Source organism: Streptomyces fragilis (genome assembly GCF_003112515.1).
Classification (GTDB): domain Bacteria; phylum Actinomycetota; class Actinomycetes; order Streptomycetales; family Streptomycetaceae; genus Streptomyces; species Streptomyces fragilis.
Window position 1 is genome coordinate 22,659 of the sequence record NZ_BEVZ01000012.1, and the last position, 12,792, is coordinate 35,450.

Below are 12,792 nucleotides of genomic sequence, written 5' to 3' on the forward strand. Positions count from 1 at the left end.
ATCTGTCTCCCCAACGACCACATCGTGGGCTTAACTTATGGGTATGACCTCCCCCCGCTCCCCTTACGGCGGCGGCTATTCCTCAGCCGCGTTCCCGGACACCCCGATCTACGACTCCCTGGTCGCCGAGCGGGGTACCCCTCAGATCGCGCCCATCCGGGTACCGCCGATGTACGACACGCCGTCGTACACCACCCACTCCTCCTACGGCACCGGCGGCAGCCACCTGCCGGCCCTGCCCGCCCTGCCGTCGGGCCCGTCCTACCAGCCGCCGGCCCCGCAGCCGCCCGCGCCGTCCTACGGGTACGGGTACCCGCAGGCGCAGCCCGCGCTCCCGGCCGCCCAGGCCGCGCTGCCTCCGGCGCCCTCCCCGGTTCCGGCCCCGTACATCCCGCAGCAGGCGGCCGGCCCGCGCGGCTATCCGACGCAGCAGCAGCCCCGCCCCGCGCCGCAGGCCGGCACCGGGTACGAGGCGATGCGTCCGGCGGCCCCCCGTCCCGCCCCGGCCCCGGCACAGCAGGCTCCGTACGGTCAGCAGGCTCCGTACGCCCCGCAGTACGGACAGCAGGCCCCGGTCTCCTACCAGCCGCAGTACGGCCAGCAGGAGTACCGCGGCTACTGAACCGGGGAGCGGTCCGGGCCGGTGGCACGATGACCGCATGGGGAACGCGGAAGTTCATTCGATCCATGTACATCCGGTCAAGGCCTTCCGGGGACAAGCTCTCCGGGAGGCCTTGATCGAGCCCTGGGGGCCGGTGGGGGACCGGCGCTGGGCCCTGGTCGACGACGGGGGAAAGGTCGTCACCCGGCGCCGGCATCCCCGTCTCGCCCTGGCCGCCGCCGAGCTCCTGCCCGGCGGCGTCCGTCTGTCCGCACCCGGCACGCAGCCGCTGACCGTCCCCGTTCCCGACCCGGCGGCCTCCGGGACGGCGGAGGTGGACGTCTTCGGCACCCGGGTGCGGGGAGTGCTCGCCGAGGAGGCGGCGCACGCCTGGTGCAGCGCCTATCTGGACGCCTCCGTGCGCCTGCTGCACATGGACGACCCCGCGGTCGTCCGTCCGGTGGACCCCGAGTACGCCCTGCCCGGCGAGACCGTGTCCTTCGCGGACGGCTATCCCCTGCTGCTGACCACCCTCGCCTCGCTCGAGGCGCTCAACGCGGCGGTGGCGCAGGGCGACCATCCCGAGGAGGGCCCGCTGCCGATGAACCGCTTCCGCCCCAACCTGGTGGTGGACGGCTTCGAGGCCTGGGCCGAGGACGGATGGAACCGTCTGGCCGTCGGCGGCGTCCACCTCCGCGTCGCCCGCACCTGCGGGCGGTGCGTGGTGACCGCCACCGACCAGCAGTCGGCCCGCCGTGGACGGGAGCCGCTGCTCACCCTCGGCCGCCTGCGCCGCTTCGGCTCGCGACTGGTCTTCGGCCAGTACCTGGTGCCCCTGACCACGGGCACCGTGCGGGTCGGGGACCCGGTCACGGTCCTGGAGTGAGCGGATCACCGGTCCGCACGGCGCCGGAGGCCGGGTCCGGGCGGCCGCGGGGCGGCTGTGCCGAAAGGGTGAGGTCGCTCTCTTTGCCGGCGTTCGGCGCGTGAACGGCCGGCGGGAGGGCTATCACGGAGGGGAAGACGGGGGGACACGGTGGGAGCGATGCGGGGGATCTGGCGGTGGCGGCACAATCCGCTGCGGCGCACGACCGATCTGGTGGAGGCCTGGGCGGCACTGGCCGCTCTGCTGCTGATCGCGGTCGCCGCGCCCCTCGCCGGTGTGCTCGCGGGCTCCGCGGCGCACGACTCGCTCAGCCGTACGGCCCGTCAACAGCACGCCGCGCGGCACCGCGTGACGGCCACCGTCCTGAAGGACCCGGCGGTCTCCGCGCAGCTTCCCGCGACCGGTGACCGTACCCCGCAGCGCGGCAACCGCCAGCGCGTCTTCGCGTCCTGGACCGCGCCCGACGGCACCCCACGGCGTGCGCACACCTGGACGAGCCTGCGGGCTCCGCTCCCGGGGCGGCACTTCACGCTCTGGACCGACACCCGGGGCCGTCCGGTCGGCCGTCCCCTCGACACCGGCGACCTGACGCTGCAGGCGGGCCTGGCCGGCGTCGGCGCGGCCCTGCTCACCGCGGCGATCGCCGAGGCGGCCCGCCGCATGACGATCCGCCACCTGATGCGGCTGCGTTTCGAGCGGCTGGACCGGGCCTGGGAGCGGGCCGGACCCGACTGGGGCAGGACCGGTACCGGAAGCTGATCACGATCGTTCACCGGGCAACCCACCGTCGACGCGCACGCTACGGTGGTCGGGCCGACACGTTCGGCCCAATCCGCTACATCCCGTGTACGACGAGGTGGGGACAGAAAAGCACCATGGCACAGGGCACGGTCCAGGTGACGCACACCGGCACGTCGCGGTGGCGGCGCCGCACGGGAGAGTACTCCTCGCTCGCCTCCGCCCTGGAGGCCGCGGGCGACGGGGACGTGCTCACCGTCTCCCCCGGCACCTACCGGGAGAACCTTCTCGTCCAGCGGGCGGTGACGCTCCGGGGGCCCGAGGGACAGCCGGGGGCCGTGCGCATCGCGCCCGCCGACGGCGTGCCGCTGACGGTGCGGGGCTCCGCCGTGGTGCAGGGACTGCACCTGGAGGGGCAGGACTCGTCGGCGCCGGCGCTGCTGGTCGAGGAGGGCTCCCCGGAGATCTCCGACATCCGCGTGGTGACGCGCTCCGCGTCCGGCATCGAGGTCCGTGGCTCCGCGCGCCCCACGGTGCGCCGCTGCTCGGTGGACAACCCGGCGGGCGTGGGCATCGCCGTCACCGACGGCGCGGGCGGGCTCTTCGAGGAGTGCGAGGTGACCGCGGCCGGGCAGGCGGGCGTGGCGGTGCACGGCGGGGCGCGGCCCCGGCTGGAGCGCTGCCGGGTGCACCACGCCGCCGGCGCCGGTCTGAGCGCCACCGGGGAGAACTCCTTCGTGGAGGCGGTCGGCTGCGAGATCTACGAGGTGCGCGGCAGCGGCGTGCAGATCACCGGCCGGGCCACCGGTCAGCTCACCGACTGCGACGTGCACCGCACGGCCGGGGACGGCGTCACCATGGACACCGACGCGGTCCTCACCCTGGCCGACTGCCGGATCCACGACGTCCCCGAGAACGCGATGGACCTGCGGTCCCGTTCCGTTCTCACGCTCACCCGCACCAGCGTCCGGCAGTTCGGGCGCAACGGGCTCTCGGTGTGGGATCCGGGGACCCGGGTCGACGCCCATCAGTGCGAGATCTTCGACTCGACCGGCGACTACCCGGCGGTCTGGGTGAGCGACGGCGCGACCGCGGTGCTGGACTCCTGCCGCGTGCACGACGTGCCGGACGCGCTGTTCGTGCTGGACCGCGGGTCGCGTGCGGACGTGGTGGACAGCGACCTGAGCCAGGTCCGCAACACGGCGGTCTCGGTCAGCGACGGCGCGACCGCGCAACTGGACGACTGCCGCATCCGGGACGCCGCCACCGGCGCCTGGTTCCGCGACCACGGCAGCGGGGGCACGCTCGCCAACTGCTCGCTGGACGGCACCCAGACGGGCGTGATCGTCACCAAGGGGGCGGACCCGACGGTGGAGCGGTGCACCGTCGACGGGCCGGCCGAGGCGGGGTTCTACGTGTCGGCGGGCGGCCGGGGCACCTTCGTCGGCTGCACGGTGACCGGCAGCGGCGGCTACGGCTTCCACGTCCTGGACGGCTGCCGCACCACCTTGCGCAAGTGCCGCACCAAGCGGTGCGCGCGCGGCGGTTACGAGTTCGCGGAGGCGGGGGCGGGCGGCGCGGGCGGACCGGACGTGGAGGACTGCACCGGCGACGAGAGCCTCGGCGCCGGCTCCTCGCCCGGGAGGGGATCCGCCACCGGCGAGGGCGCGGTGCTGACCGCCCCCGCGCAGGCGGGCACGGGCGGGCTGCTGGGCTCCGTGCCGGCGCCGAGAGCCGGGGCTCCGGCCGGTCCCGCGGGCGAGGCGGGTGGCGGCGCCCCGGTGCGGGCCGCGCAGGAGGTGCTGGGCGCCCTCGACGCGCTGGTCGGCCTGGAGAGCGTCAAGCGGGAGGTGCGGGCGCTCACCGACATGATCGAGGTGGGCCGGCGGCGTCAGGAAGCGGGCCTCAAGGCGGCGTCGGTCCGCCGTCACCTGGTCTTCACCGGCTCCCCCGGCACCGGCAAGACGACGGTGGCCCGGCTGTACGGAGAGATCCTGGCCTCGCTGGGCGTGCTGGAGAAGGGGCATCTGGTCGAGGTTTCCCGGGTCGACCTGGTCGGCGAGCACATCGGGTCGACGGCGATCCGCACCCAGGAGGCGTTCGACCGGGCCAGGGGCGGTGTGCTGTTCATCGACGAGGCGTACGCCCTCTCGCCGGAGGACTCGGGCCGGGACTTCGGCCGGGAGGCGATCGACACGCTGGTGAAGCTGATGGAGGACCACCGGGAGGCGGTGGTGGTGATCGTCGCGGGCTACACGGAGGAGATGGAGCGCTTCCTGTCCGTCAACCCCGGTGTGGCGTCCCGCTTCTCGCGGACCATCAGGTTCGGCGACTACGGCCCCGGCGAGCTGCTGCGGATCGTGGAGCAGCAGGCCGAGGAGCACGAGTACCGGCTGGCGGACGGCACGGACGAGGCGTTGCTGAAGTACTTCGCGGAGATCCCCAAGGGGCCCGCGTTCGGCAACGGACGCACCGCCCGCCAGACCTTCGAGGCGATGGTGGAACGGCACGCGGGCCGGGTGGCGCAGCTGCCCGACCCGAGCACCGAGGAGCTCAGCCTGCTCCACCCGGAGGATCTCCCGGCGCTGGACTGACGGGCTCCCCGGGCGGCGGGTCCTGCCCGTCACCCCCGTCGCGGGGCGCGGGCAGGCCGTGCGGCAGCCGGGCGAGCAGCGCGGCGCGTTCTTCGGCGAAGACGGGGTCGGCCTGGTAGCCCCCGTGGCCGAGGATGGGCGAGGGCAGCGGGTGCTCCGCGGTCCGGCCCAGGGAGAGCGGGTCCCTGAGCGCCTCCCGGTCGACCGGTGCGCACGACGAGGAGCCGGGGGAACCGGCCGCGCCCGCCGGCGCCGCGGTGCCGTCCGCGGCCGCCCTGCCCGTCGCGTCCGCCTCGCCCGTCACGTCCGCCGTGCCCACCAGGACGGGGCCGCCGATCGGGTCGGTGCGGCGGTGCAGGTTGCGCCAGCAGTCGACCTCCTGGTGCAGGCGGCCGAGCGCCTCGGGGCCGAAGTGGGCGGGGAACCAGCGTCCGTAGAGGCGCTCCAGCGGGGAGCCGTAGGTCAGCAGCGCGACCCGGGCGCGTACCGGGGCGGGCAGCTGCCAGGCGGCCGCCGCGGCCAGCACGCTGCCCTGCGAGTGCCCGGAGAGCACCAGCCGGCCGCCGGTGGCCGCGGTCCAGGTCGCCATCCGCCAGGTCAGGTCGGGCACGGCCCGCTCCGCGTAGCAGGGCGGCGCGAAGGGGTGGGCCGCCCGCGGCCAGAAGGTGCCGACATCCCACAGGATGCCGATGGTGCGGCGGGCGGACGCGTCCTTGTAGGCCCGGCGGCCGAAGGTGACGAAGAGTATGAAGCCCAGGCCGATCAGCCAGGATCCGATGGCCTGCGCCACCTCGGCGGCCCCTTCCATCGGGGCGGGGGCGCCCTGCGCGGCGTCGGCGGGCGCCCGGCCGCTGCCGAGGGCGCCGGCCAGCGCGCCGGCTCCGAGAAGGAAGGTGACGGCGGCGACGACGCCGACGATCAGCGGGGCCCGGTCGGTCAGGGCTGCCAGGGCACGGACCCGGGCCACCCGGCGCACCCGCACCGGGTCGTGCGGCTCGCCGGGGTGGTCGCGCAGCACCGCGGGGATCTCGCCGCGCACGGAGCGCCAGGCGCGGTGGCCGAGGACGGCGAGCAGTACCAGGACCACGGCCAGCAGGACCGGGATGGCGGAGGCCTGCCAGGTCAGCACCACGGGCGGGCCGGCGAGGGTGCCACTGCGGCCGTCGAGCCAGTCGGCGACCCGCTGGGCGACGCCTCCGGACATCACCCCGCCGAGCGCGCAGGCGAGCAGGGCGACCGCCGGGCCGGCGAGTCCGCGCAGTGCGGCACGCGGGTCGGGGCGGGAGCGGTGCAGGGTGCGGGCCACCGCGGCCAGGGCCACCACCAGCAGCCCCTGGGCGAGGCAGATCGCCCCGAAGACCGCGTCCCCGGCCAGGAGTCCGGCCGACCGCCAGCCGGGCCGGGACCAGGAGGCGTACACCAGGGCGAGGACCAGCAGGACGGTGGCGCCGAGCGGCAGCACCCGCTGCAGGCGTGCGTCGAGGCCGTGGTCGATCCGGCGCTCGCTGCGGCCACGGCGGCACACCACCGCCACCACGGTGAGGCCGGCGACGGCCAGGGTGGTCTCCAGCAGCCGGCCGAGCAGGTCGAGCAGGGCGGGGCCGCCGACGCCGCGGTCGTGGCGGGCCGCGGCGGCGGTCACCGCCGCGGCGACGGTGAGCAGGGCCGCGGCGGTGTGCGCGGCGCGCAGCCTGGCGACCAGGCGGCGGCCGTACCAGAACCCGGGCCGCCCCAGCGGTGTGGCCTCGGCGCCCTCCTCCGGCTCGGTGCCGGCCAGCGGCTGCTGGGACTCGTAGGCGCTCCAGGTGCGGTGCGAGAGGTACCAGAGCAGCACGGTGAGGGCGGTGGGCACCACGGCGGCCAGGGCAAGGCGGCGGCCCGGGGCGCTCCACCAGCCCTCGGTGAGGAAGCCCAGCCAGGAGTGGGCGGAGGCGCAGGCCGCCGTGCCCGCGCACTGCCAGGCGGTCAGGTCGAGGGCGACCTCGCAGGCGGCGGCGACCAGCAGCACGGTGAGGCTCAGCCCGGCGAGGCGCACCAGCGTCCCGTGCAGGCGGACGGCGCGGTGGAGCCCGTGGGCGGCGGGGCGCATCCAGTGGGCCAGGTTGACGACCATGAAGGGGAGCAGCAGCAGCCACAGGGCCCGGCTGCCGTTGCCGGAGGTGAGGTTGCACCAGACGTAGGCCTCCTGGACGGGGGCAGTGCCGTCGCCCGCGGGGGCGGTCCGGGCGGCGCGTTCGGCGTCCACGTCGTCGGCGCGCCGGAACACGGCGGCGATGCCGTCGCCCGTGACGCGGACCGTCCGCGGGTCGTCGAGCATCTCCGCCGGGGTGGTGCCGCCCACGCCGTGCACGAGCAGTTCCAGGGTGGCTCCGCCCGCCGGCGGGTTCGGCGCCCGCGGCGCGGGCGTGGTCTGCGTCGCCTGTCCAGATACCACTGCTGCTCCCCCGGTGACGTGTGGTGGCCGCGGCGTCCGGCGCGCACCCCTGGCCCGCGCGGCATTCGAACATGTGATGCGGTGCTCCGCCCGTGGGATCTCCGTTCCCGCACCTCCTCAACCCTCCGTCACCGAATCTCCCCCCGATCGGGTGAGGGCGGTGATCACGCGGCGCGCTCGGCCACCTGACCGCGCTTCGGCGTGTCGTGCGAGGATGGAATGTCGCCGGGCCCGGTGCCCGCGCGGGAAAGACCTGGTCACAGCGCCCGAGGGGTGCGGCCGGGGGCGCGGGAGCGGCCGCGCGGGAGAAGGGACGAGGGGTAGAGGTGGCTGAGCGGCAGAACCTCCTCGCGGAGCAACGGCGGGCGCTGATCCTGGACGAGGTCCGCCGGCGCGGCGGGGTGCGGGTGAACGAGCTGACCCAGCGGCTCGGCGTGTCCGACATGACGGTGCGCCGTGACCTGGACGCGCTGGCCCGCCTGGGCGCGCTGGAGAAGGTGCACGGCGGCGCGGTGCCCGTGGAGGGCACGGAGCCCACCGGGCACGAGCCGGGGTTCGAGGAGAAGACCGGCCGGGAGCCCGCCGCGAAGGAGGAGATCGCCCGCGCGGCCGCCTCGCTGGTGACGCCCGGCTCCGCGGTGGCGCTCTCCGGAGGGACGACCACCTACGCGCTGGCCCGGGTGCTGGCCGGGGTGCCGGACCTGACGGTGGTCACCAACTCGGTGCGGGTGGCCGACGTGCTGCACACCGGCCGCGCCCCCGACGGGGCGGAGGCGGGTGGGCCGACGGTGGTGCTCACCGGCGGCGTGCGCACGCCCTCCGACTCCCTGGTCGGCCCGGTGGCCGACCGGGCGATAGCCGCGCTCCACTTCGACCTGCTGTTCCTCGGCGTGCACGGCATCTCGGCGGAGGCGGGGCTGTCCACCCCGAACCTCGCCGAGGCGGAGACCAACCGGCGGCTGGTGGCCTCCGCCCGGCGCGTCGTGGTGGTCGCGGACCACACCAAGTGGGGCACGGTGGGGCTGAGTTCCTTCGCCTCGCTGTCCGAGGTGGACGTCCTGGTGACCGACGCCGGGCTGCCGGCGGTCACCCGCGCGGAACTGTCCGAGCTGCCGCTGCGGTTGGTGGTGGCCGGGGAGGAGGGCTCCGCGCCGCCGGACACCGCGGACGAGACCTACCGGGCGTCCCGAGCGGGCTGAACACCGGCCTCGGACACACCGGCTTCGCGCCGAGCGGGCCGGGGCACACCGGCCGCACCCCGAGCGGGCCGGTGCGCACCGGCCGCGCCCCGCACGGGCTGGGCACCGGCCCGAGGAGCACCGGCCTCGCCGGTCACTCCGGCCAGACGCCCGTGGTGATCACCCGCTCCAGCACCTGCGCGTACGGGCCGATCTCCAGCCCCTGCTCGGCCAGCCAGGCGTCCGAGTAGTACTTGTCGAGGTAGCGGTCACCGGGGTCGCACAGCAGCGTCACCACGCTGCCCGAGCGCCCCGCGGCCACCATCTCCGCCACGATCTTCAGGGCGCTCCACAGACCGGTCCCCGTGGAGCCGCCCGCCTTGCGGCCGATGACCCGCTCCAGCGCGCGCACCGCGGCCACGCTCGCCGCGTCCGGCACCTTCATCATCCGGTCCACCGCGCCGGGCACGAAGCTGGGCTCCATCCGGGGCCGCCCGATCCCCTCGATGCGGGAGCCGCCCTCGCAGACCGGCTCGGGCTCGCCGGTCGTCCAGCCGTCGAAGAACACCGAGTTCTCCGGGTCGGCGACGCAGATCCGCGTGTCGTACTGCATGTAGTGGACGTAGCGGGCCAGCGTCGCCGAGGTGCCGCCGGTTCCGGCGGTGGCGACGATCCAGGCGGGCACCGGGAAGCGCTCGAGCTCCAGCTGACGGAAGATCGATTCGGCGATGTTGTTGTTGCCCCGCCAGTCGGTGGCGCGTTCCGCGTAGGTGAACTGGTCCATGTAGTGGCCGCCCGAGTCCGCTGCGAGGCGCGCGGCCTCCTCGTACATCCGGCGCGGGTCGTCCACGAAGTGGCAGCGGCCGCCGTGGAACTCGATGAGCCGGCACTTCTCGGCACTGGTGGTACGCGGCATCACCGCGATGAACGGCACCCCGATGAGCTTCGCGAAGTAGGCCTCCGAGACGGCGGTGGAGCCGCTGGACGCCTCGATCACGGGCCGGCCGGGGCGGATCCATCCGTTGCACAGGCCGTAGAGGAAGAGCGAGCGGGCGAGCCGGTGCTTGAGACTTCCGGTGGGGTGGGTCGACTCGTCCTTGAGGTAGAGGTCGATGTTCCACCGCTCGGGCAGCGGGAAGCGCAGCAGGTGGGTGTCGGCGGAGCGGTTGGCGTCGGCCTGGACCCGGCGCACCGCCTCCTTCAGCCAGGCGCGGTACGTCACGTCGCTGCGGTCGACGTCCGGCGTGGCGTCGGCACCGGGAAGGGGAACGGGGCTGGGCATGGAGGACTCCTCGAACGGCCCGGCAGCTCCGGGGGTCCCGATCATAGACACCTTGCACACGCTTCTCACCTGCATAAACGCATCTTTGGAGTCCTCAAGCACGGCCTTGGGAGCGCACCGGTGACAAGGGGCGCACGACCACCCCGGCGGACCTGGCCGGCGTGCCGCGCGCGCCGCACCCGGGACCTCGTGGGGCTCTGGCGTCCGGCCGCATGTCCGGGCAGACTGCTCGTAGGGGGTGCAACGGGACGCAGCGGACAAGCGCGAAGGGGGGCGTCACCATGCCGGAGCCGGAGGTCACCGCCACGGAGGAGTTCCTCCCGACAGGGCCTGACGACGTGGAACAGCCGGGAAGCCAGGACGAGTTCATCGCCAGGGGCGTGCGCATCGAGCGCGGCCTGCGCTCGCTGACCCTCGCCGGCCAGGTGCGGGTGCGGGGCGGTCTGGTGGAGCTGCTGAGCAGCGGAGGCCGCGTCCTCGCCTCCGCTCCCGCGCGGAAGGCCAGGCTCCTGCGGATGCGGTTCGGGTGGAGCGACCGCGTCCTGCTGGAGCTGGGCGGCGCCCACTACATCCTGACGCTCCGTGACGACGAGACCGACGCCGGGCTCGCCGAGGCGCGCCCCGAGCGGCGGGCGGAGGGCGCCGAGTCCCCGGCGGCGCGCCTGGCCCGCACGGTCCGCCTGGCCGCCCGACCCCACTGAACAGGACCGATCGCCCGCCGCGCCGACGGCCGCCGGCCCCGCGAGTTGCGGCGGTGCGGGCGCTGGGTCACGCTGTCCATACGTCACTCTCGGTTTACCGGCGACTACGCCGACACCCGGTCGTCGCCATCTTCCGGACCTCTACGTCGGGGAGTTGCAGCCGTGATCAGTCACCCGAGCAGGCACTGCGCGGTGGAGCTCCAGGCCCTGCCGTCGCGGATCGGACAGGTCCGCAGAATCGTCTCGGCACAATTGCGTTACTGGCATCTGGACTCCCTCATCGAGCGGGCCTCGCTCGGTGTCACCGAACTGCTGACCAACGTCCACCGGCACGCCCGGCCGGACAAGACCTGCACCGTGCGGCTCGAGCTCCTGCTCGACCGGCTCACCGTGTCGGTCCACGACCACGACCCCCAGCTCCCCGTGGTGGGGGACGCCGACTCGCTGGCCGAGTCCCTGGCCACCTGCGGCCGGGGCCTGGCCATGGTCGCCGCTCTCAGCGAGAGCTGGGGCGCGCGTCCGGACGGCGATTGCGGCAAGGTCGTCTGGTTCACCCTTCCCGCCGCGGACGACGCCTTCCCGGAGCCGGCCTCGCAGCCGATCCTGGTCGACGTCGTGCCACCCGAAGCGGCGCCCGTGCCCGGGCCGGAACCGGCCCTGGTGGAGGTCGTCGTCACCTCCTCCCCCGCTCCCGCCCGGTCGGCCGTTCCCGGCTGATCCGGCGGTGACCCGGTGGGCGGGCGGCGTGCGCACGCGCCGTCCGCCCACCGCCGGGTCGTCGGCGCGTGACAGGAGCGGCACGTTTGCGACGGCCGTATCCCGATCGGGTCCCGTCGAGTGGCGGCGTGCTGTGGGAGAACACCGGTCTGTCCGAGCGGGAGGCCACCGCCCCCTGGCACTTCGCGCCGGCCGGCGACGTGCTGTACGCGGCCACCGAACTGGACCCGCGCGGCGGGGTCCACGCCCTGGACGCCCGCAGCGGTCACTACCTGTGGACCTACAACGACGGCTCCGGCGAACTCGACGAGTGGTTCGTCACCACCGCGGGGAGCAGCGTCTTCTGCCTCCACGGCAAGCGGCTGACGGCCCTTCCGGCGTAGCCGCCCCGCGGTCAGCCCTCCAGCACCGCCAGGGGGTCGTCGAACACCGGCTGCCAGGCCAGTTCGCCGGCCCCCACCAGGCTGTTGAAGGGCAGGGTGCAGCTCTGCAGCGGCACGGCACCGCTCTGCCCCCACAGGCTGCGCCGGGCCACCACGGCGTGCAGGCGCTCCGGGTCGGCCTCGAGGAGCGCGCGGTGCAGTCCGCCGAGGATGATGCGGTCCGGGTTGAGGATGTTGACCAGTCCGGCCAGTCCCAGGCCGAGCCGGTCGATGAGGGACCGCACCGCTTCCCGGACGGCCGGGTCGTGCGCGTAGCCGTCACGGATCAGATCCTCCGCCTGCCGCAGCAGCGACCCCTCGGGCCCGGGCTCCCGTCCGAGCGCGGCGAGGAAGGCCGGCGGGTCCGTCTCCACGTCGAGGCAGCCGCGGCTGCCGCAGTGGCAGGGCCGCCCGCCGAGGTCGACGGTGAGGTGGCCGACCTCCAGGGCGAGGCCCGAACTGCCGGTGTGCAACCGCCCGTCCAGCACCAGGGCACCGCCGACGCCCTGGTGGCCGGTGGCGACGCACAGCAGTTGGTCGGCGCCCCGCCCGGCGGCGTGCCGGTGCTCGGCGAGCGCCGTGAGGTTCATGTCGTTGCCCACGAAGACGGGGCCGTCGATGCCGGCGGCGCGCAGGCACTCGGCGAAGACGTCCCGCACCGGGGCTCCGGCGGGCCAGGCCAGCAGGAGGGGGTTGAGGGCGACGCCGTCGGGCTCGGTGACCGCGAACGGCACGGCCAGCCCGGCCCCGACGCAGCGCAGTCCCGTCTCGCGCAGCAGCCGCGCGCCCGCCTCCACGGCGACGGAGAGCAGCTGCGCCGGGTCCTCCTCGACCTCGAGGGCGCTGTGCGCGGTGGCGACGATCCGGCCGCCGAGGCCGACCAGGGCGGTGCGGTACCCGTCGACGTGCACCTGAGCGGCGAGGACGACGGGACCGTGCTCGGCGACCAGCAGCCGGTGGGAGGGCCGGCCCTGCGAGCCCGCGGCGGCGACCGGGTGGGCGTCCACCTCGATCAGCCCCAGCGCCTCCAGCTCGGCGGCGACGGCCCCCGCGGTGGCCCGCGTCACCCCGAGCTCCGAGGTCAGCACGGCACGGGTGGGAGCCCGCCCGGTGTGGATGAGCTGCAGGGCCGGGCCGAGCGCGCCGCGCCCGCGGTCCAGCCGGGTCCGGGTCGTTCCCTCCCCCTCCTGGCGGGGGTCCGCGTTGCCGTTCATGCCGCCGAGTCTTTCATGATCCCCC

At 75.1% G+C, this 12,792-nt stretch carries 11 protein-coding genes; 8 read left to right on the forward strand and 3 right to left on the reverse strand.

Going from position 1 to position 12,792, the window contains the following annotated elements; translation table 11 throughout:
- Positions 1 to 43 precede the first annotated feature (43 nt).
- The 4 genes from Sfr03f_RS28865 to Sfr03f_RS28880 all read left to right on the forward strand — a co-directional run bounded on the left by Sfr03f_RS28865 (position 44) and on the right by Sfr03f_RS28880 (position 4,819).
- Positions 44 to 622 carry a DUF6643 family protein gene (locus tag Sfr03f_RS28865; RefSeq protein WP_245967820.1) on the forward strand — a complete coding sequence of 193 codons (579 nt, stop codon included), beginning with the start codon at positions 44 to 46 and terminating at the stop codon, positions 620 to 622.
- Between the two features lie 37 nt (positions 623 to 659).
- Positions 660 to 1,487 carry an MOSC domain-containing protein gene (locus Sfr03f_RS28870; protein WP_108957162.1) on the forward strand — a complete coding sequence of 276 codons (828 nt, stop codon included), beginning with the start codon at positions 660 to 662 and terminating at the stop codon, positions 1,485 to 1,487.
- Between the two features lie 159 nt (positions 1,488 to 1,646).
- Positions 1,647 to 2,246, forward strand: a complete 600-nt coding sequence (locus Sfr03f_RS28875) for an Rv1733c family protein (RefSeq protein WP_290429406.1) — start codon at positions 1,647 to 1,649, stop codon at positions 2,244 to 2,246.
- A 116-nt stretch (positions 2,247 to 2,362) separates the two neighbouring features.
- Complete coding sequence (locus Sfr03f_RS28880; RefSeq protein WP_108957164.1) at positions 2,363 to 4,819, forward strand: right-handed parallel beta-helix repeat-containing protein; 2,457 nt, start codon at positions 2,363 to 2,365, stop codon at positions 4,817 to 4,819.
- Here the strand turns inward: Sfr03f_RS28880 and Sfr03f_RS28885 are convergent.
- Positions 4,779 to 7,136, reverse strand: a complete 2,358-nt coding sequence (locus Sfr03f_RS28885) for a hypothetical protein (protein WP_245967827.1) — start codon at positions 7,134 to 7,136, stop codon at positions 4,779 to 4,781. The genes Sfr03f_RS28880 and Sfr03f_RS28885 overlap by 41 nt on opposite strands.
- Positions 7,137 to 7,579: 443 nt before the next feature.
- On the opposite strand from Sfr03f_RS28885, the gene Sfr03f_RS28890 reads away from it, so the two are divergent.
- Positions 7,580 to 8,452 carry a DeoR/GlpR family DNA-binding transcription regulator gene (locus Sfr03f_RS28890; RefSeq protein WP_108957165.1) on the forward strand — a complete coding sequence of 291 codons (873 nt, stop codon included), beginning with the start codon at positions 7,580 to 7,582 and terminating at the stop codon, positions 8,450 to 8,452.
- Positions 8,453 to 8,585: 133 nt separating this feature from the next.
- Here Sfr03f_RS28890 and cds1 read toward each other — a convergent pair whose 3' ends face one another.
- On the reverse strand, positions 8,586 to 9,713 hold the full coding sequence (gene cds1, locus Sfr03f_RS28895; protein ID WP_108957225.1) for an L-cysteine desulfhydrase Cds1: 1,128 nt from the start codon (positions 9,711 to 9,713) through the stop codon (positions 8,586 to 8,588).
- Between the two features lie 281 nt (positions 9,714 to 9,994).
- Here cds1 and Sfr03f_RS28900 point away from each other — a divergent pair, with 281 nt between their 5' ends.
- The 3 genes from Sfr03f_RS28900 (at position 9,995) to Sfr03f_RS28910 (ending at position 11,514) form a co-directional block, all read left to right on the forward strand.
- The gene (locus Sfr03f_RS28900) at positions 9,995 to 10,414 is read left to right on the forward strand and encodes a hypothetical protein (protein ID WP_108957166.1); all 420 of its coding nucleotides are present in this window, start codon (positions 9,995 to 9,997) and stop codon (positions 10,412 to 10,414) included.
- Between the two features lie 162 nt (positions 10,415 to 10,576).
- Complete coding sequence (locus Sfr03f_RS28905) at positions 10,577 to 11,131, forward strand: ATP-binding protein (protein ID WP_170145179.1); 555 nt, start codon at positions 10,577 to 10,579, stop codon at positions 11,129 to 11,131.
- A 128-nt stretch (positions 11,132 to 11,259) separates the two neighbouring features.
- Positions 11,260 to 11,514 carry a PQQ-binding-like beta-propeller repeat protein gene (locus Sfr03f_RS28910; RefSeq protein ID WP_159105753.1) on the forward strand — a complete coding sequence of 85 codons (255 nt, stop codon included), beginning with the start codon at positions 11,260 to 11,262 and terminating at the stop codon, positions 11,512 to 11,514.
- An 11-nt stretch (positions 11,515 to 11,525) separates the two neighbouring features.
- On the opposite strand, the gene Sfr03f_RS28915 is transcribed toward Sfr03f_RS28910, so the two are convergent.
- The gene (locus Sfr03f_RS28915; protein ID WP_108957169.1) at positions 11,526 to 12,767 is read right to left on the reverse strand and encodes an ROK family protein; all 1,242 of its coding nucleotides are present in this window, start codon (positions 12,765 to 12,767) and stop codon (positions 11,526 to 11,528) included.
- Positions 12,768 to 12,792: the final 25 nt, after the last annotated feature.

What these genes read in the sequence shown, in the direction of transcription:
- Sfr03f_RS28865 (WP_245967820.1), top strand. Translation starts at nt 44, where the DNA reads ATGACCTCCCCCCGCTCCCCTTACGGCGGCGGCTATTCCTCAGCCGCG.
- Sfr03f_RS28880 (WP_108957164.1), top strand. Translation starts at nt 2,363, where the DNA reads ATGGCACAGGGCACGGTCCAGGTGACGCACACCGGCACGTCGCGGTGG.
- Sfr03f_RS28875 (WP_290429406.1), top strand. Translation starts at nt 1,647, where the DNA reads ATGCGGGGGATCTGGCGGTGGCGGCACAATCCGCTGCGGCGCACGACC.
- Sfr03f_RS28870 (WP_108957162.1), top strand. Translation starts at nt 660, where the DNA reads ATGGGGAACGCGGAAGTTCATTCGATCCATGTACATCCGGTCAAGGCC.
- cds1 (WP_108957225.1), bottom strand. Translation starts at nt 9,713, where the DNA reads ATGCCCAGCCCCGTTCCCCTTCCCGGTGCCGACGCCACGCCGGACGTC.
- Sfr03f_RS28885 (WP_245967827.1), bottom strand. Translation starts at nt 7,136, where the DNA reads ATGCTCGACGACCCGCGGACGGTCCGCGTCACGGGCGACGGCATCGCC.
- Sfr03f_RS28915 (WP_108957169.1), bottom strand. Translation starts at nt 12,767, where the DNA reads ATGAACGGCAACGCGGACCCCCGCCAGGAGGGGGAGGGAACGACCCGG.
- Sfr03f_RS28900 (WP_108957166.1), top strand. Translation starts at nt 9,995, where the DNA reads ATGCCGGAGCCGGAGGTCACCGCCACGGAGGAGTTCCTCCCGACAGGG.